The following is an 18,428-nucleotide window of genomic DNA, read 5'->3' on the forward strand; positions in this document are numbered from 1 at the left end:
TGTTGCGGGGGTTAGTTGGCTGGGTAGGTGATCGAAAAGCGGAAATAATTCGCTTTCTGCTGCTCATAAATTTTCGACTCAATCGGATACCCACCCTGGCTATTCCAAAACAGTCGCCACGGCACGGTCTGGGCAGAGCTGATTGAGTATGGCACTAGGAATTTGATCTGGTCACCCAGCATGTAGGGGGTGATAGCGAACCGGTTCACCCCGGCGATGTAGGCTTCGCCAGCACCAAACAGGCGCGCACCAGCCGGGTAGTTGGGGGTGCCGGGGAGGTTCTTCACCAGCACATCACCACCACCAGCCATAGCGCCTTCCGAGCCGATCACAATCTCACCCACCAGATAAATCTGGCCACCAACCCGGCAATATTGGAACGATTCTTTGCCGTTCGACCCGACCCTAATGCGTTGGGTGTCCCACACCTCACACGGGTGTGTTTGCCACCCCTTCGGTAACTGGGCTGCATCAACGTATTTTTTGTTCGCAGCGTGCGCCGGTGCCGTGGGGTCACCAACCTGCAAAACACCACCCGCACCACGCAACGGAATGCTGTTCGGCTTCGCGGGCTCCCCATACGGGATCATCGTGTCGGAAATGTCATCCATCGCATACACGGAGTTCCATTGGTGCCCAAGGCTTAGCTTGTCATTGAGCTGTGACATGGTGGCTACATCATCACCCGCAACCCCGTTCGCGGCCTTGATCCTGCCCTCCCCAGTGCGCTTCACCAGGGTGGATTGTGTGGCGTTTTCAGAGACGGGCATACTGTCCAGCTTGCGGGCAAGGCCTTCTTGCAAAGCCGTAGTATCTGCTTTGCCGGAGATCATCGACTGCACCGCCTGCGACGTAGGCAGGCTATCGACCTTATCCAACTGTGATTGCACGTTCACATGCAGCTGTGCCTTCGTCCAACCACCCTCCGGGGCACCCTGCGCAGCAGACTCCGCAGACCGAGCGGCAGCCTTCGCGGACTCTCCAGCCTCCGTGGCATGCTCACCAGCCTCACGGGCTTTCGCCTCCGCCTCATCACGCGCAGCCTCCGCACGATCCGCGTCAGCATGCCCCAGCTCCGACAGCGAGCGCCCTTCCACGATCAGGGCGACACCGGCCTCGCGCGCAGCCTCCGACTTCTCAGCCCACTCCCGCGCCGTGGTCACATGCCCCTCAGCCACCCCGGCCTGCTCACCAGCCGTTACAGCATGACCCTGGGCAACATCCCTAGCTTCTTGGGCTTCATCACGAAAACCCCTGGCAGCATCACGCGCAGACTCCGCCAAGCCACGCGCCTCAACCGCCGTATCCTTCGCAGCCACCGTTTCATCACGCGCAGCCCCAACCGCCTCCAACGACGCCGTGATCTCACCACGCAACGCGCCCTCCGCATCAGCCACAACAGCAGCCACCCTGCCCTCGGCTTGCTTCGCAGCACTCGCGGACTTCCCAGCAGCCGTAGCCACCCTCGAAGCCTCAGCAACCAACTCCTCAACACGCGACACCACCGCAGGCGACCACTGCACCTGATGCTCCAACATCTCCGAAAAATTATGCCGCCCATCCTCCGGGATGTTGATCTCCCAGCGGCGGAACACACCACCGGCGTGCACCTCGAGCGCGACCGGCCCTGGGTCAATGCCATCAATCACGCACTGGCCATCGACCAGCCTGTACGTCTCCCGCATTGGCAGAATCACCGCGCCCGGGATCCCATGAGCCGGACGATCAACCACAGACTCCACCGTCACCGTGCCCTGGGCGCGGTCACCCACAATCGACCGAAAATCACACACCAAAATCGTCATGGCTGGATTCCTCCTTCAATTTCATCTGAGTTTTCGGCACCCGTGGCACCAACATCTGTTTTGCGCGAGATGTGTTGCACCACCAGGCGCGTATTGGAGGGGCCACCAAGCAGCAGCCTTGAACCGTGAATCCACGCGACCTCCACGATCACCGTGTACTCGGGCTCAGGCACCACCACCGACGACACGATCGTGGACGTGATCGTGTTTTGGTTGTCCTCCACACCGACCTGCTCCGAAAACAGCGAGCCGTCAGGCCGGTAAACACGCACCATCCACTTCACATAGCCCGCACCCAAACCGAGCGCATTGCCACCAAACGCCAACTGGGCGCGAATATCCCACAAGCCCTTATCCAGCAGACGGATACCACCGTCCACCAGTTCGCAGCCGCGCATCGGCCCGAGCTGCTGATCAAATCGCATGCGCCCGTGGTTATTGCCGAATTGCAGGAAGCCACCCTGCTCCTTCATGTAAGCGCTGCCGTAATCCAGCAGTGGTGAGAGCAGGTCGAGCCGGTTTTTTAGCGCGAGTTGCCCATCCTGAAACGCCTCCGCCACCCGCTCAAACCCTGGTGGGGTGGCACCTTTGAAAATGCTGATCAGCGGGGCGAACACATCCCGCTTCAACCCCTCCAAGAATTTTGAGCGGGCATCGTCCACGGCGCGCTGCACAGGGGCACGCAGACGGCGGCGCACATCGTCCTCAGTCATGCGCTGCAAATCTTGCAGCCCACCCATGCCAATAAAACCCTCAGGCATTGAGCCATGTGGCGCGGTCATAGATTCAGCCTCGCTTTCAGTGCTTCTAGGAGCGCCTGCGCGTCCTCATCGGACATGGTGGTGAGATCAACACCCGTTGGTTGCGGCGTGGCCACGGCCTCACCATTGGGAATCCGCTCCCACTGCACACCGGCATTCCGCAACGGCGCGGACTCATCGACCCGCTGGCGAATCACCTGCAGCTCCGGGTGGTGGCGGAAACCGCAATCCCACAGGAATTGTGACAGCCACGGCAGGTACAGCAGCGGGAACACGATATTTGGCAGGTCGGGGTTGTATCCCACCGGGGGAATGGACGCGACCGCCCACCCGAAATGCTGCTCCGGATCCGACATGTCTGCTTTGGTCTGGTCTACTGGGATCACGCCCACACTCCTAGCTCTTTCAGAACTTCGAAAAATTGTTTGGACTGGCCAAAAAGGCGCGCCAAGGGGGATTGATCGGCGCGCGGGTCACCAAATGAAGCCGTGAGCTTCACCGGCTCATCACGCGAGCACACCATCGTCACCTGCGTCATCTGTAAAACCGGGTAGTAGCCGCCGGGCATGCCCTCAAGCAGCACACCGGCGCGGTCACCCAACCAAATATGGCCACGGCCCATGTCACCAATGATGTAGGGTGCCCCGTCCCTGATAGCGACCGTGGCGTAATCCTTCGCGCGGGTCTTATAGAAGGCCTCGCGCATCGCCACCAGGCCACTAAACGACCACGCGGTTTCGCCACCCTCAGCCCAACCTTCGTGGTAGTACGACCACCCGGCCATCATTGTGCGAAGCGGCGACTTCACCGACCCAAACGCAAGGAAAACATCTTCATAGAGGGGTTTCAGCGCGGTATCCACAATCCCACCAGCAGACGGCATCAAAAAGATCGACCCGATCAAATTGCCCACAAGCTGCGTCACCATCGACACAGCCGAATTCACACCAGGGGCAGACCTACCACCAGCAGTAATTTGGGCGACCGTCGCAGGTTGCCACGTCCACGAACCAGATTCCACCGGGGTAAATTCACCGTCGCGGAACACCACCCAGGGGTAACGCGGGTGCGTGCCTAGGAAACGGGATACGGCGTGCTCAACCGGGACAGTAGGATTCGCCACCACCGTGACCACATCATCCACCACGTTATCGGCCATTTTCGTGACCGTGCGCACCATGCCACCAAAGATGGTGCCACCAATCGCGGTCTGCTCAAACACACCCGACTTATCCTCAATATCCACCACGAGTTGGCCTTGACGCATAGGCCCCAGCCAGCCCTTGGGCTTCGGGTCACCCCGCAGCCACCGGCGGCAAGTGATCATCAGCCCAGCATCATCCAGGGAAGGGGCGGCCACTTCCATGAAATTTTTCATGCGGGAGGACACCACACCCCACTGCGAATCATCAAGCAGAATAGACCCCGGCGCCACGATGATCGACCAATTCCACGGGGTGAAGCCCTCACCCCACGTTTTCGGATTCAGCGGATCATCAGGGAGTTGCCACATGTTGCCGTGAAGGCGCATGAGGTTCACTAGCAATGTGGTTTTCAAAATCGTGCGCAATGGCCCAGCGAGCGCAAACGCCTTCGGGAACTGCACCCCAGCCGGTAAAAAGGGGTTCGGCCACACGAGCACATGCTCCAGCTCTTTCAGGTCATGCAAAAACTTCAACTCAACATGACGCGTGCCATCGCTGTTTTTCACCAGCGTGACCGACTGGCACCGGCCACCCCAACGCGCATCCTGCCCATCAAGAGCACGATCAAACGTCACATGGATGTTCTTCGTCTTTCGGCCACGATGATCCAACGCCCACTTCGCCAAATGATGGTCATGGGGCAGGGTGATAAACGCAGCGCCAACCTCGTTGTACTTCCATTCGCACTGCATATCCAGCGCGCCACCCACAACGCCGCGCAGATTCCAATCACCATCCCACAAGCGCACCAGTGGCGTCCAGGCGCGTTGTGCATCGCGTGCCTTCCGCTCCGCATCAACCCGCCCATACACCTCAGACAAATGCGCATCGAGCCGCTTCAACGCTGCTGCAGTAGCCACAAAACCTCCCTAATCAAGCCCATAGGGCCTCGTCCACCGGCGCTCCATACGCACCTGCACCCCAGCACCAGGCAAATTAAAAGCCTGCCCCCAGGTATGACCCCACGCATCACCAATCAACTCCGCCAAACGTGATCGCGACAACTTATCGAGCAGTTGCCCCAGCCACTCACCAATCAAGCCGATACCGCGTGCCCAATCCGCTGCCTGCTCTAGCGCTTCGCGGGTTTTCGCGGCGATCTGATCAGCCGAAAACTGCTCCAGCGTTTTCAGCCCAATACCGACCAGCATCTTCTCCAGGATTTCGGCCATCTTCACCAAAAACTCCACCGGAATATCAAACGGCACATCCAGCCGTTTCCACACCTCCGGCAACAGGGGAAGGGGGTTCACGGCGATAGGGAGTTGAGTTGGTGGGGTGTGAGGCGGAACAGGGTACAGGAACGGCTTTTCCAACAGCATCCAGAAATTCGGTTTACCCACCACCGCCAACTGCTCATGCGTAGGATCAGAGTCCACCAAGGCATCCCACTTATAACGAAGGTGAGGCAGCACGATCTTTCGGTGCTGCTGCTCAAAACCCGGATAACCCTCACGAGTCTCAAACGAAAAATCCGGCAAAATGATCGAAGCAGGCCCCGTCACCGTCCATTTAAGCCACATCGGCATATCAGTTGGATTCGTCACGGTGACACTACCCGTCCAGTGCACACCATCAAACACCCACGGCTGCGTCTCCGTCTCCGACGTCCAAAGGGGATCACCAGCGATCAGGTGCATCAGCATCCTGGATGCGCCACGCTCATGCCCCGATGACTCCTCAAAATGTTGCTCCGGGGTGGCCTTCAACCGCACACCAATCCGGCGCGCCTGCCCCTCAACCTCCAACTCCATCACAGAGTCCTCGGTGTACGACCAAGCGCGACGCCACCTAGAATCGATCGACTCCCAAGACTCGCCATCGTGATCCAAAATCATCACAGGAAGAGAAATTTCACGCGGCGCGAAATTCATACCTCGGAATGTGCCACCAACCTGGCCAACGCCAGACTGCCAGATAGTCTCCACAGGGGTATCGGCCACAAGACCGACTTGTCCCTGGTCAATCCACACTCCTTGGTCGCCACCCTTTTTTCCGGTGATTCGCCAACGGGAACCGTCCACACCGTAAATTCGGATGTCTACTTTTTCGCGCCGCACAAGACCCCTCCTCACAGGATCACATGAAACCCGCCAATTCGCGCGCCTCAAGACGCCTTTTTGCTTCGTAGGCTTGTTCCATGTTTTGAACATTGATGTTGATAGGCGTTTTCGCCTGTACCTGCTGGGCAGTGGATTGTGCCCTGCCAGCAACCTCACGCACCCCGGTCTGCACCTGGTTGGCCATGTCCACGACCGGCTGCGCAAACTCCCCAACGGTATCGCGCACCGGCTCCGCGACAATATCCGCCGTTTGATTAGCGGCAGTCACAAACGCCTGTGCCCAACCCGAGGTGACACCACCGGCATAGTCAGCGGCAACACCCACCAGCGGTTCAAGCGCGGCACCAGCACCAGGCACAACAGAGTTCACACCGGCGATACCGGCCATGCCTGCGCTACCAACCGCCGAGGACGTCAAACCACCCACGATGGAAGGCAGCGACCCGCCGAGGTCATTGAGCATGCCCCACTGATCATTGGTGAGCACCGCCTCCGGCTTGCCAGACAAGTTGAGTGCCAAAGATTTATCCTTCAGCACCCCGCCCTGGTCAAACAAGCCAACATTGTTCACCAATTCTTCGGCGCGCCCCATCTTCCCCGCGTAGCGGTCAGGGAACGCCGAACGCTGCACCTTCTGGGCAGCATCACCCGGCTGCATGCCCCGCCAATCAAACTTCACCAGCTCACGGAAGAACATGCCAGCCGATTTAAACGGGTCCATGCGCTCCGCGACCGTGCCCCACGCACCGTTATTGCGCTGCTGGAACAGGCCAACCGAGTCATAATCACTGCCCACCGCATCATGGCGGAATTTCAGCGACTCAGGCACCGAATTATTGGCATACATTTGCAACGGATCACCGGACTCAACCAGTGCCGTAGCCACACCAATCTTCGCGCCATCAGCACCCAAATTCATGGCCTTGGCTTGACGCGCAATCTCATGCACGAAAAACTCCGGGCCCCATTCAGGCACCTTTGGTTGCTCCACCACATCGAACGTATCCGCGCCGCGTAATTGCGGGTCGCGCTTCATTTCCGCAGGCGTCATGCTAGTCACAGCATCATCATGCAGTTGCGCAGCGTGATCCTCAGCCAGCGAGGTACGCGGGTTGCCAGTGGCGTTATCCGAGTGAGCTTTGTCGTATTCCTGTTTCAGGTCACGCATACCAGTCAGCCACGACGGCAGCGTGTCAGGAACACCAAACACACCCAAAATGTCCGACACGTGGCCGGACACAACTTCCTTAGCGAGGTTGCCAGCCATCCCAGAAATCGTGTTCTCATTCGTGCCCGTGTTGCCAGTGGTATCCGCGCCCATAGACGCGGCAGCAGCATCACCAGGCGTATCCGGGATACCCATCGGGGTGGTGGAAATCGTCAGATCATCATCACCAAGATCCCCAAGCCCATCAAGCGCTACCTTGTCAAACTCCGGTTTCATTGGCAGGTAGTAGAAATCTGTGAAATACGAATCCCAAGCACCCGCAGCCTGGCCACCGTATTGACCATTACCCCTGGCACCGCCCATTTCGATGTTCACACCGTTAGGCAGCGTGCCAGCAGTATGACCACCGCCTGGGCCTCCGTTCATGTAGCCGATGCGCAGATCACCAGATCCGCCACGGCCACGCTTAAACCCATGAGCAGCCAGCCACGAGCCTTCGTTCATGGTGGCGAATTTGCGGGGGAACGGGTCAAGGCCAACGGCCTTCGCGGCAACAGCGGATTGTGTGCCGGAGCAGTCGCCCCAGTTGGAACCGCCGAAGATATACGGTGCGCCTTCCAGGGGGCGTGATGCGCCACGGCCATGCACGAAGCTCACCAGCGCATCGGGGCCTACAACCGCGCCATCAGCGAACGCTGTAACGTGTTGTGGCCCCAGGTTGCCGTTGTAACCACCCGCGTAAGGCGCGCCGTTGCGATCTATGAGTTGGTATCCAAAGCGGGTTGCGACCTCATTCAAAATCGCGGTGGAGCGCACTCGCTTCGACGATGCCAGCGGGATATAAGCCTCGCCACCGGTTTCGTCCTCAGCCCACACGCGCCAAGCACCAGCCGGGGCGATCTGCGCCCGGTGATCCTCACGACCACCACCATTGGCGTATGCCTCAAGCTGGCGGATACCACCCTGAACATAGGCCTCTGTGATACCACCCGCAGCAAACGAAATGATGCCACCACCGGACATACCGACCAGCGAACCGATCGACGAGAACGACAAGTGATCAGACAGCCAATTTTTGACTGAATTCCACTTCTCTTTCATGCCGTTCCACAGGCCACTGATAATGTCACGACCAGCATTCACCAGCCACGACCCGGCATCCTCAAACAAGGATTGAACCTTGCCGGGGATCTCGCCGATGTTATCGATCATCTTCTGGATTCGTTCTTTCACGAAATCCACGACCGTGCCCACAATGTCCCGGAATGTCTCCCAGGCATTGCCAACCATCTCAACAATGCCCTTAAAAAATTCCATCGCCGTGTTGATCACACCGTGCACAATGTCGCTAATCGATTGACCCATCGACGAGAAGCGATCACCGATGTTGCCGAAATTGCCGGTGAGGATATCCGCCAGGATGCCAGCAGCCGTTTTAATCAGCTCCCACACCGGCTGGATAATGCCATTCCACACGCTCGAAATAATCGACCCCAGGGTGTTCCACGCGGGAATGATCAAGTTGTTCACCACGATCATGATAATGTTGCCCACCAACTGCGCCAGCGACATAAACGTGTCAAAAACCGGCTTAATCAGCACATCCCACACCAGCTTGATGCCCTGCCCCAGCAAATCAAACGCCGGCATAACAATCGTGTTCACCCACGCCTGGATCGCAGCACCAATAGGATCAAGCCACGTCGCCTTGAACTGCCCAAGGCCCGTGCCCAGCTCATCCCATTTCGACTTGATCCAATCAACACCAGTCGAAAACGCATCCTTCACCGCGTTAAACCCGGCCTTGATGCCTTCCCACACGGGGGTGAGGGTTTCCATTGCCCACTGGGCGCCATTTACGAGGCCTTCCCAAATAGGCTTCACAAAAGTCTCATACGCTGCTTTCAGCGCATCAACCGTGGCCTGCCAAGCACTCGAAAGAAAATTCGTGAAAGTCTCCCAGGCTTTCCGCCCGGTTTCCGTCTTTGTGAAAAACAGCGCCAACCCGGCCACCACCGCAGCAATCGCGGCAACAACCCATGTCAGCGGATTCGCCCACATCGCGGTATTTAACGCCCACTGACCCACAGCAGCCAGCTTCGACGCCTTCGCCATGCCGGTCAGCATTTTCACGATCCCGCCAGCCGCAGCAATCTTGGCCTGCACGTTATAGGCGGCGACACCAGCAGCCAGGGAGCCAAACGCCACACCGAGCACCGTCATGGTGGTTTGGTGCTCCGACGCCCAACCGCCTACGACTTTCAACGGGCCGATCAGCGCTTTCAGCGCCCCCGTCACCGCTGTCACAGCCGTAGTAAGTGGCCCCATCAATGGCTCGATGAGCGCAGCACCCAGCGAAGCCAAGGCGGTTTTCATGTTCGCCATCTTCGCCGACAGCGTCTCGCCCATGTCCTTCGCCAAATCGCCGGTGCCCTTATTCACAGCACCCACAACATCCTCGAAGCTGATCTTGCCTTCTTCGCCCAGCTTCTTGACCTCGGCCACGGATTTGCCCATGTAATCAGCGACGTACTGATAAATGTTGATGCCGGCTTGCTGGAGCTGCATCGCGTCACCACCGAGCAGACGCCCGGCAGCCGAAATCTGGGTCATGACGTTACCAACGTCCACACCAGAACCAGCAGCAGCCGCAGACAAGTTCGTGAACGCCTTTACGGTATCGTCCATCGGCTTACCCATCTGCACACCAGACTGGGCAAACATGGCGCTGTATTTCGCAGCGTCCGACAAGGACACAGACGTGCCAGTAACTTGCTCTGTCAGCTTCGCCATCTGGGCTTTCGTCTCATCAGCCGTCAGACCAATGTTCTTAAAGCCGATCTCCGCCCGCTCAATATTTTGCAGACGATCAAAACCAGCACCAAGAACCGAGGTGACACCCTGCACGCCAAGGAACGCGCCAGCGGCCACACCGGCTTTCGTGGCCACACCCATCAGCGAACCGGTCAGGTTCTTGGCCTTGGGGTTGGCGGACTCCATATCGGTGCCCATGCCACGAATCTTCCTGCCAGCACTAGCCGCTTCGTCACCGGCTTTCCGCTCCGACCTCGCCACCTGCTCCTGCGCAGCCTTATGGGTCATCGTCTTAGCGCGAAGATTATCGGTGGCGTTTGCCACGTCAGCACGCGCCTTCGTGACCTTGCCAGCAGCCGTAGCGACCTGGTTATCAGCCGTGGCGGCTTGCTTCTTCGCGGTTTCAAGCTGCTTTTCAGCAGACGCGGTTTCCCGGGTGTTCGCGCCGTAGCGGTCACGAACGTTAATGAGGTTTAATTCGGCTTGCTGCACAGCCTCCGAAGCGCCCTTGGCCTTATCGCGGGCTTCATTGAGTTGCGTTTCAGCGGTACGCAGCTCGCCTTGCTTGGCCACAGATTTAGCCTTCGCACTGGCCAGCCCATCTTCGGCACGCGCCAACGAAGAAGCGGTGGCTTCACCACCGTTGCGCACCGTTTCTAGGTCTTGCTCGCCACGCTGCAACTGCGCCGTGGCATTCTTGTGCTTGACCTTCGCGGTTTCCAGCTGCGATTCAGCCTTGGCGATCTGCGATGCCTTCGCCGTGCCCGACTCACGCAAATTGGCGAGCTTCTGCTCGGCCACCTGCACATCAGCAGCGGCCTGCGCCTGCGCTTTCCTGGCCGTCGAAATTTTCACCGTCTGGGCTTCAACCGCCTTCGCCACTTTCGCGGCAGCATCAGCGCCACCATCCTTCGTGGCCTCCGACAATCCCTTGTTGAGTTTTTGCCCAGCCGATTTCGCGGCGGTGTCCGCCCCGCGGTTCACCTCGGCGATGAATCCTTTCATGGACGCGAGCACCGGAATCCAAACACCGGACATAAAACCCCTCCTAGAGACTGTCAAGGAAGTCCAGGACTTCCTCTTGTGTGTGGTCACCCAAAGACCCACCGAGCGCCTGCTTTTTGTCCTGCAGTGCCCACGGGTATGGGGGCATTTGATCGGCGGGCATTTTCGCTTTCTTCGACCCGGCGGCTTGCGCCGTGGTGACGGTGTTTTGCATGAGACCCCACATCAGCGCCCACAAAAGCGAATCGGTATAGGTGTATTCGATGCCGTTCGTGGTGTGGCGTGTGTGTGGCCCTGCTTGCGGCAGGCCGTCCGCGAGCACACGCAGTTTTCGCAGGGTGATATCGCCACGGAAAAACGCACCCACGGCATCAAAGCCATAGGTGCGCCACAACGCTGCTTCTAGCGCTTCCGGCCCGCCGCACGACGCTGCGAGCGATTCATACGTGCAGACGATTTTCCCGCCGCATTGACTTCCTGCTCACGGCGTGCGTTTTCTTCGACGATGAAGCGGAACATCAGCGCGGTGCCACCAGCGGCTTCGAAGCGTTCCCATTCTTCTTCGCCCATCCAAAACACCGCGACGTCAGAGAATCGAGCATCCTGGCTTTCGCCAAGCTCATTAAGCTCTTCCTGATCTTCATCGGACAGGGTCACGGGATCACGGAAAGTAAACGTTTCGCCCTTGAAGATGAATGGGATGCGGCCTTCTTCCGCGCCGGTGGCTTCTGCGCGCTGGGCGAGAATTGCATCAAGATCAATAGCGGTCATGGCAAGGCTCCTTATCTATGGAGTTATTGGAAAGAACGGTTGGCAGGGCTATTGAAGCGGCACGCAGCGACGGTGGGTGTGGGCGAGCCCTGCCAAGGAAACCCGCACCCACCCCAAAGGTGTTGCTGCTTAGTTGATGGTGATGGTGAGCTGCTTTGTTGCGGGCAGCTTCTTGGAGTCCTCCACCTTGAACGTCACGGTTTGAGTCTCGGCGGACGAATCGACGGTGCCGGACAGAGTGCCGTTCGTATCCAGCTCGATACCCTGCGGCAGGGTGCCATCGGACACCGTCCAGGTGTAACCGGGGGTTCCGCCAGTCGCGTCAAGTTTGCCGCTGTACTCCTCGGACTGGGTGCCAGCGGGCAGGGACTCGGTGGTCACGCGCAGCGGTGCGACACCATCCACCGACGTGGACACATCAGCAGCCTCAGCGAACGCCTTGTTGAACTGCCAATACGCGGTCTTGCCACGCGCCGGAGTGCCCTCATACTCAGCACCAGCCGGGAACGTCGTGAACGTCACCTCAAGACCGAAAATGTCATCCTTCTTCATCACCAGCGCACCACGCTCGGTGATCTTCGCGGACGGGAACGACACGCGATTGTGCTTATCGCCATCGACCATGTCCACATGGAGCTGTTGCAGCTCAAAGACAGGCAGACCTTCTTCCCAGAACGCCACACCACCTTCGGATGCAATGTCCTCAATCTGGTCGGCGGGCACACCCAAGAACATGGCGATCTTCGCGGGATCGGTTTCCCACAGGGTGAACTTGATCGCCTTCGCGGCCTTGGTGATATCCGTGCGGATCGCGGACACTTCCTGCCAAGGAATGTATTCCTGCTTATCCTCGTCGAAGGAAATTTCGACACCATCCGGGGAGATATAGCCCAGGTTGGTGTACTCGTCGCCGTATTTTTCGCCGATGGGTTTCATCTCGAGACCGATCGGCGCGGTGCGCACAGCACCAGTCAGGGCGACGCGAGCAGCACCGGCATTAAAGCCGGTGAGCACATCAGAAATAGCCATTATTTTTGCCTCCTACAGGCATAGAAAAAGCCCCCAGGTTGGGGGGCTGTTTGTTCTTGTTCTTTTCTAGGAATGAGTGGCCAAATCAACCACGCCTCCAAGCACCTTCACCCTCGGGTTCAGATCCTCACGCGACCCAAAAGCAGGGCACGAAACCGACACCACCTGCGACCCGGCGATATGGGGCAGTTGGTGCATAAGGGCGCGGAGTTGGTCAGCCACAGGCACAGCGCGACCACGAGACGCGGCGAACACTTCCACGTCCAAGGCCACACCATCGAGGCGCACCGGGAATCCTTCGCCACCCCAGGAGTGTTTCAGTTCTTCGCCGGGCAGCATGTCCACGACCACGCACGGCAACGCATCGGCGAGTTCAGCGTCAGGTGGTAGCGCGTCTGCAACCCACACATCAGGCATCGCTTCGCCCAGGAAGTCGATAACGAATTTCAGCATGTCAGGGACACGAATCATCGTCCACCCCTTCCTGCACGTCGCATAATCCGCCCGGCGCGACGCTCATCCTCCGGCTTCACCGAACACTGCACATCCAGAGACGCGCGCCCCGTCGATAAATGCCGCTGCTTGATCGTGACGCTGCCATCAATCTTGGCTCGAACCATGTCTTTACGCGCCAACGTGGCGATACGCGAGGCTTTTTGCATGAGCTTTGCTTTGACGGCGGGTTGCGCCATGACCTGCTGGAAGATGGCATCAGCATCAAAGTCAGCACGAGCCATTAGCCTTGCCACCGCCTCACCGTGAATTCGGAATGACCGTGGGTTGGGTGCTGCCATTGGCCAACCTCGCCAACCACTTCAAGCACCCCGTCGATCCCATCGACCAGGACACCATCAGAAGCGCGAAGCCCCTCAATGAAACACCCCGGCATGGTGATGACGCGCCACGAGGTGCGAGTATGCACCCTGATGCCCCCGCCGTCATCTTCGACGAGTTCCACCGGCTGCACCTCACAGCGATACCGCTCAGGCATGACTTGGGCACCCCGCGCCGGGTCAAGCGTGATCATGCCACCACGGGGTTTATACGGGTCAGGCTCACGCCCCGCCTTCACCACACGCAATGTAGATGCCCACATCAGTCGCACCACCTCTCAGGCCAACGCCCAGGACGAGGCCACCGACCACGAGGCCCCACAGCCACCGACAACCCCAGCAACCGACGCTGCGCATCCGACAACGCCAAAACACCCCACGGCGCAGCATGAACATCAGCCCAAGTAGAGGACTCAGTCACACCACCCACCGTAATGGAGTGCTGGCGCTTACCAGCAGCATCACCAGTCAAAAGCGCAGCCGACACCAGCTCGAACACCACACGGCGCGCATTGACCAGCAGCCACTCGGCCTCGGCCTCGGCATAAAAATCGCGCCCTTCGCGCTGGAATTCCGCCACGATCATTTCTTCGGCATCACGCAGCAGCACGACGCTACGCGACCGCTCATGATCACTCAGTGCCCTGGGGAAACGCGGCTCAAGGTCTTTCAGCGAAAACAACATGAGCAACCCCCTAACGGTCTAGTCGGACAACTCAGCCAAGCGGGATTCAACAGCCACAATGAGTTCGTTTTTCTCCATCGGCTCACCATCAGCACGCTGCGTACCAACACCGATCTTCGTGGCCACCTTCTCCCATTCAGCCTTCGGGGCAGAACGACGAGGCTTCTTCGGCACCTGCTTCACCACAGCGGGCTTCTCAGCACGCTTCACAGGCTTAGGTTTCTCCTGTTCCACGACCACCGCATCAGCATCAACCGCGCTACCACCCTGGATCAGTCGCAGGCCATCCTCATCGGACACCTCCACAACATCACCAGGACGGTGGGTCACATACTCATAGGGCGCGATGCGTTGATCCCAGGTGCCACGCACCATGCGAATCTTCACAACGACCTCCCTTAGCTGCCGATGGAGGTGATCTTCGCGACCGCCTTCGGGTTGTCAATAGCCACGGCGCGCTTGATTACCGCATCAGTGCGCCACGCCATCGTGGAACCACCCAAGGACGAGTTACCGCGCTCGGGGTAGGTTTCGGTCACAGTCAGCGGGATCGTGTCCGAGTAGAAGCCCACGGTTCCGGCCTCGAGCACCCACGCCTCAGTCAGCGGCATGAAACGCGAGGTGGCCACATTCAGACCAAAGATCGTGTTGGTGGTGAGTCCCTTGTAGACGGGGTTCTCGTGGGCAATATCGCCCACATACGCCGACATGATCTTGTCGTTGCGCATCAGCTTCGACAGCACAGCAGGGTGCACCAAAAGGGTGTCAGGGTCATAGCCGTACAACTCGTTGGGGTTGCCATCCACATGCGCACCCTGCACACGCTCAATCGCGTCAAAAACGTCCTTCACGATGTCAGCAGAACCGCCACCCCAGGCGCCGGTAGCTGCCTGCTCATTGCCAGCCACAGCACCATTCAGCGCAGCCAGCGCGGTACGCACAGAGTCACGCACCATCGTCTTGTTCAGCGCGGTGACCTGCTGCGAAAGCAGATCAAGCTTGTTTTCATGCAGCATCTCATACGAGATACGCACACCCAGGGCACGCTTGCGGGCGTGAGCAGACTTCAGCGCACCAAGGCCAAGCACCGAGGTGGGAATTTCGGCGAATTCCGCCACGTCCTCGGGTGCATCAGCAAGCACAGCCGATGCAGCTTCACGGAACGCGACCACACCGGAGGCGTTTTGGCCACCATCGCGGAAAAGCAGGTTTTCGACGAAAGCGCCATCCAGTTCTTCGGTGATGCGGGTCTGTAAGAAAGTCGGATCATTCTTAATGTCCGAAACGGTCAGGGCGCCACCGTCGTAGGTGGACGAAAGGGTATTAGCCATAATCAAAGCTCCTTATCTGTATGGCCAGCGGATTATTTCGCCACCGGGGCGAGCAAACGGACACGAACGGTAGCGTCACCTTCGGCGCCGTCACGCAGGGCAACACCCACGACAACGGAACCATCATTGGACACCTTGCCCTCAGCAGCGGCATACACCGGCGCACCAGCCTTCACAGACTCAGGCGCATCGCAGGCAACAGGCACCACAGACGGGGCAGTATGCACAGCCAGAACATCAGGCAGACCAACACGCAGATCGCCCGGCTCACGCTCCACCGGCTTCGCACCCGCCTCAGTCACAGCACCAAACACCGGCGCATCAGCACCCGCATATTCGATGCCATCCGAGGTGAGCTTCACCAAACGGTACTTTTCGATCTTCTCGGCATTGACCTTGCAAGTCACAGGCCCCTGCACAAAAGTGGGATTAGACATTTACGCCTCCTTAGACGCTTACAGCACCGAAACCAGGTGCAGCTTGGGGTTTAACAGTGTGATCAACCGAAGCGGAGTTATGACCCACCTCAGCACGCGGAATCAGATCCTTGGGGATACGACCCAGCTTTTCGCGGGTGCCCTCCGGATCGGCCTCCATCGCCTTGATCCAACGCTCACGGGAACCAGCAGAAATACGGTTCTCCTTGATCGCCTGATCAACCGACGCCTCAAGTGCTGCGTGATCGTCACGCGCCTTCGCAGCAATGCCATACGCGGCTTGGCGACGCAGCGCCTCAAGGTCTTTCGCATCAATGGTGACCACCAGCGGTTCGGACTCCTCTTCCGACTCCACCGGCTCCTGCTCATGATCAGCAGGGGCTTCATCATCAGCGGGAGCTTCACCCTCAACCACCGACTCCGACTCCGGCTCATGTTCAGGGGTTTCTTCCGACTCCGGGGCAGAATCCGCCACCGGCTCCGACTGACCCTCATCTTCTTCCTTGGCAGGGGCTTCTTCCACAGGCTCACCCTCGGCGACCTGCTCAGCCAGCGCCTCATCAAGCGCCGCTAAAATCGTTGCCTCATCGGCATCATCAGCACACCCCAAACGGCGTGCAAAAGCCTGCAAATCCATGTTTTCTCCTCGTGTATCAGGGGCGGGGGCATCAGCACGCCCCCGATATTTGAACGCAGCCCGCAGCCGGGCGCTCATCAGCTCCGGCGCGGCTGGCACCTCACGACCATCACGCACTTCATCAGCCAGACCAGCAGCCACGGCCTCGTCAGCCGTGTACCACGTCTCCCGCGCCATAGCCTCACGGAACGACTCGGGGGAGCCACCGGACTTTTCGGCGTAAATCGTGGCCATCTTGTCATTCATGCGATCCAGGGAATCCGCCAGCTCACGGAAATCATCCGCGCCACCATCAACCCAAGCCCAAGCGTTATGCACCATCAGCTCAGCCGAAGGACGCATAATCAGGTGGTCACAGCCACCAACCATCAGCACCGACGCTGCAGAAGCGGCATAGCCTTCCACAACACCAGTCACCCGGCCGGGGTGCGCTCGAAGCAGATTCATAATGGCCACGCCCTCGAAGGCATCACCACCGGGCGACGAGCACCGAACCGTCAGGTCACCATCGACACCGGCGAGCTGCTGGGCAACCGCCTGCGCAGTCACACCCCAATTGCCAATCTCGTCATAAATTTCCAGCACCGGCCCATCAGCACTATCAATCAGTGCCAGCGGGCGCTTCTGATGTTTCGGCATCGTCGCCACCTCCATTCTTGAGTTCGGGAATGTAATCCGGATCCTTCTCGGGCAGTTGGTAGCGCCTGCGTACCTCGGCCTCGGTCGGCGGGTCCATCAGCAGCACCTTCGCGTTTGCCAAAAGGGCGAGCGCTTCGGCAGTGAGTTCCTTCTTGGAGGCGATAGGGTCAGCCATCAGCAGGGGCGCGGGGCCGTCATAATCAGGCCACGCCAGTTCCACAAGATCTTCAACGATGTGTTGGTTGGCGGTGTCGATGATCCAATCCGCAATGGACTGCAACGACTGCACAAACAGATCATTTTGTGTTTCAGCGAGCGCGTAGCTACCGCCCTTGCCACTTAAGTTCAGGACGTGAGCAAGCACGGCCTTGGCCATCATCGCATCGTGATAATCAATCGCTTCACGCGGCGAGGCCACCTGCCCACTAATGCCTTTAAGGTCAAAACGGGCACCGTTGGGAATACTCACGCCGGCATGAGCACCAGACCGGATGCCTTCCACAATCGCCTGGCCATCCTGCAGTTCACGGCGCGCATCCTCCGGCATCGGCGAAGCCTCATAAGTGGGGATACCCATGCCATTGCGCTCCAGCACCTGCGCCTCCAAGCGCAAATACCGATCCCGCAACTTCCAGTGCTTATAGGCAGGGCGCAAAATACTCGACCCCAACCAAGTGGAATCCATCGGCTCGAAGCAATAAGCCACCAGGCGCGACACCGGGATCACGGGGGGCTTACCACCGTGCCCAAGCGCATGCTGCTCAATGCTTTCCAAACCGCCATCGTCAGCAACGTTGATTTTCGACACCGTGCCAGGCAACCTGGGCGCGAGCTTCACAAGATGCTCCAACCCATCGTCACCCACCTGGTAGACCTGCTCAAAGAACATGTGCCCATACGGCAGCGCCAACAACGCTTTTTGCAGGTGCGCATCCCACGACACACGGCCACGACGCCTCGGCACCGTACCGCGCTCCTGCCCAAGCACCGGCAGCCGCAAATCACTAGCGATGTGCTGCACCACAGCATCCGGTGCGCCGTTCGGATCAATCCGCCAGGTGGATCGACGAATAGGCAACGTCACAGCCTTCAAGATGGACTGCACTTGTGCATCTTGCCTGAGCATCTTGGAATACACCCGCGTGGAATTCGGGAATGTGAGCTGCCAATTATCTTCGGCAACCAGCCCGGTAACACCACGCGGTGATGCGTGACCAATCTCAGCCATGCCCAATCACCACCTTC

At 58.9% G+C, this 18,428-nt stretch carries 18 protein-coding genes; all 18 read right to left on the minus strand.

What is annotated here, in order from left to right; all coding sequences use genetic code 11:
• Nucleotides 1-11: 11 nt before the first annotated feature.
• The 18 genes from CPPEL_RS02765 to CPPEL_RS02850 all read right to left on the minus strand — a co-directional run bounded on the left by CPPEL_RS02765 (nucleotide 12) and on the right by CPPEL_RS02850 (nucleotide 18,411).
• A complete protein-coding gene (locus CPPEL_RS02765; RefSeq protein ID WP_123959705.1) occupies nucleotides 12-1,805 on the minus strand; it encodes a hypothetical protein in 1,794 nt (597 codons plus the stop codon).
• Nucleotides 1,802-2,587 (minus strand): hypothetical protein, encoded by a 786-nt coding sequence (locus tag CPPEL_RS02770; protein ID WP_123959706.1) that lies wholly within the window; start codon nucleotides 2,585-2,587, stop codon nucleotides 1,802-1,804. The genes CPPEL_RS02765 and CPPEL_RS02770 overlap by 4 nt, the downstream gene beginning before the upstream one ends.
• The gene (locus CPPEL_RS02775; RefSeq protein ID WP_123959707.1) at nucleotides 2,584-2,952 is read right to left on the minus strand and encodes a phage gene 29 protein family protein; all 369 of its coding nucleotides are present in this window, start codon (nucleotides 2,950-2,952) and stop codon (nucleotides 2,584-2,586) included. The genes CPPEL_RS02770 and CPPEL_RS02775 overlap by 4 nt, the downstream gene beginning before the upstream one ends.
• Nucleotides 2,949-4,631, minus strand: a complete 1,683-nt coding sequence (locus CPPEL_RS02780; RefSeq protein ID WP_123959708.1) for a Gp37-like protein — start codon at nucleotides 4,629-4,631, stop codon at nucleotides 2,949-2,951. The genes CPPEL_RS02775 and CPPEL_RS02780 overlap by 4 nt, the downstream gene beginning before the upstream one ends.
• A gap of 9 nt (nucleotides 4,632-4,640) precedes the next feature.
• Nucleotides 4,641-5,645 (minus strand): hypothetical protein, encoded by a 1,005-nt coding sequence (locus CPPEL_RS02785; RefSeq protein ID WP_123959709.1) that lies wholly within the window; start codon nucleotides 5,643-5,645, stop codon nucleotides 4,641-4,643.
• A 205-nt stretch (nucleotides 5,646-5,850) separates the two neighbouring features.
• Nucleotides 5,851-10,854: a tape measure protein gene (locus CPPEL_RS02790; RefSeq protein WP_123959710.1), complete on the minus strand. Its 5,004-nt coding sequence runs from the start codon at nucleotides 10,852-10,854 to the stop codon at nucleotides 5,851-5,853.
• A 10-nt stretch (nucleotides 10,855-10,864) separates the two neighbouring features.
• Nucleotides 10,865-11,188, minus strand: coding sequence for a hypothetical protein (locus CPPEL_RS02795; RefSeq protein ID WP_123959711.1), 324 nt, complete (start codon nucleotides 11,186-11,188; stop codon nucleotides 10,865-10,867).
• Between the two features lie 35 nt (nucleotides 11,189-11,223).
• Complete coding sequence (locus CPPEL_RS02800) at nucleotides 11,224-11,592, minus strand: hypothetical protein (RefSeq protein WP_123959712.1); 369 nt, start codon at nucleotides 11,590-11,592, stop codon at nucleotides 11,224-11,226.
• Between the two features lie 129 nt (nucleotides 11,593-11,721).
• Nucleotides 11,722-12,621 (minus strand): phage tail tube protein, encoded by a 900-nt coding sequence (locus tag CPPEL_RS02805; RefSeq protein WP_123959713.1) that lies wholly within the window; start codon nucleotides 12,619-12,621, stop codon nucleotides 11,722-11,724.
• Between the two features lie 66 nt (nucleotides 12,622-12,687).
• Nucleotides 12,688-13,092, minus strand: a complete 405-nt coding sequence (locus CPPEL_RS02810; protein ID WP_245990487.1) for a hypothetical protein — start codon at nucleotides 13,090-13,092, stop codon at nucleotides 12,688-12,690.
• Nucleotides 13,089-13,358: a hypothetical protein gene (locus tag CPPEL_RS02815; protein ID WP_123959714.1), complete on the minus strand. Its 270-nt coding sequence runs from the start codon at nucleotides 13,356-13,358 to the stop codon at nucleotides 13,089-13,091. The genes CPPEL_RS02810 and CPPEL_RS02815 overlap by 4 nt, the downstream gene beginning before the upstream one ends.
• The gene (locus tag CPPEL_RS02820) at nucleotides 13,358-13,648 is read right to left on the minus strand and encodes a hypothetical protein (protein WP_123959715.1); all 291 of its coding nucleotides are present in this window, start codon (nucleotides 13,646-13,648) and stop codon (nucleotides 13,358-13,360) included. The genes CPPEL_RS02815 and CPPEL_RS02820 overlap by 1 nt, the downstream gene beginning before the upstream one ends.
• 68 nt (nucleotides 13,649-13,716) lie before the next feature.
• Complete coding sequence (locus tag CPPEL_RS02825; protein WP_123959716.1) at nucleotides 13,717-14,139, minus strand: Gp19/Gp15/Gp42 family protein; 423 nt, start codon at nucleotides 14,137-14,139, stop codon at nucleotides 13,717-13,719.
• A gap of 18 nt (nucleotides 14,140-14,157) precedes the next feature.
• The gene (locus tag CPPEL_RS02830; RefSeq protein ID WP_123959717.1) at nucleotides 14,158-14,526 is read right to left on the minus strand and encodes a hypothetical protein; all 369 of its coding nucleotides are present in this window, start codon (nucleotides 14,524-14,526) and stop codon (nucleotides 14,158-14,160) included.
• A gap of 11 nt (nucleotides 14,527-14,537) precedes the next feature.
• Entirely contained in the window at nucleotides 14,538-15,470 is a 933-nt protein-coding gene (locus tag CPPEL_RS02835) for a phage major capsid protein (protein ID WP_123959718.1), read from the minus strand.
• A gap of 32 nt (nucleotides 15,471-15,502) precedes the next feature.
• Nucleotides 15,503-15,907, minus strand: coding sequence for a capsid cement protein (locus CPPEL_RS02840; protein WP_123959719.1), 405 nt, complete (start codon nucleotides 15,905-15,907; stop codon nucleotides 15,503-15,505).
• Between the two features lie 10 nt (nucleotides 15,908-15,917).
• Nucleotides 15,918-17,183, minus strand: a complete 1,266-nt coding sequence (locus CPPEL_RS02845; protein WP_164470357.1) for a head maturation protease, ClpP-related — start codon at nucleotides 17,181-17,183, stop codon at nucleotides 15,918-15,920.
• The gene (locus CPPEL_RS02850; protein ID WP_123959721.1) at nucleotides 17,146-18,411 is read right to left on the minus strand and encodes a phage portal protein family protein; all 1,266 of its coding nucleotides are present in this window, start codon (nucleotides 18,409-18,411) and stop codon (nucleotides 17,146-17,148) included. The genes CPPEL_RS02845 and CPPEL_RS02850 overlap by 38 nt, the downstream gene beginning before the upstream one ends.
• Nucleotides 18,412-18,428 lie beyond the last annotated feature (17 nt).

The sequence above is a fragment of the Corynebacterium pseudopelargi genome, from assembly GCF_003814005.1.
Classification (GTDB): domain Bacteria; phylum Actinomycetota; class Actinomycetes; order Mycobacteriales; family Mycobacteriaceae; genus Corynebacterium; species Corynebacterium pseudopelargi.